Annotated in this window: 1 pseudogene; it reads right to left on the bottom strand. The window is 46.4% G+C overall.

Features of this window, described 5'->3' with window-relative positions:
• Positions 1-446, bottom strand: a pseudogene (locus CWB98_RS23810) (FAD-binding domain-containing protein); the annotation flags it as partial.

Below are 446 nucleotides of genomic sequence, written 5' to 3'. Positions count from 1 at the left end.
ACGCCATTTCACGGCGTCGTACTTGGCGTTAAAGTTAGCGTGTTTGCATAAACGCGGATAAGCAACAATAAGATGGCGATAAAATTCTCGCCAAATCAGTTCGTTGACCCAACTAAAGAGGTTACTTTTTGCGCTTTGCAAAATATCAGGGTGGCGCTGCTGTACGTTAACGAGCAGTTGTTTAACGCTGATTATTCCCAACGCCAAATATGGGCTCAACCCGGAGGTGCCTTTAATCGCTGGAAAGTCTCGCTGCTGTTCATAAGTGGTGAGCTTATCGTCAATAAAGCGCTCAACAATCGCGCTAAGTGAATCATCGTCAACCGGCCATTTTTGCGATTCACCGTCACTTTGCAAACAACGAGGCGTCTGCCACTTTATCGCGTTATGTAACGACGGCCATGACGGCAATGAAAAGTGGCTTTGCTCATACTGCTTTAGCCATT

Source organism: Pseudoalteromonas rubra (assembly GCF_005887115.1).
GTDB lineage: Bacteria > Pseudomonadota > Gammaproteobacteria > Enterobacterales > Alteromonadaceae > Pseudoalteromonas > Pseudoalteromonas rubra_F.
The sequence above is the reverse complement of the archived record's forward strand: the minus strand, read 5'-3'. Positions and strand labels throughout refer to the sequence as shown.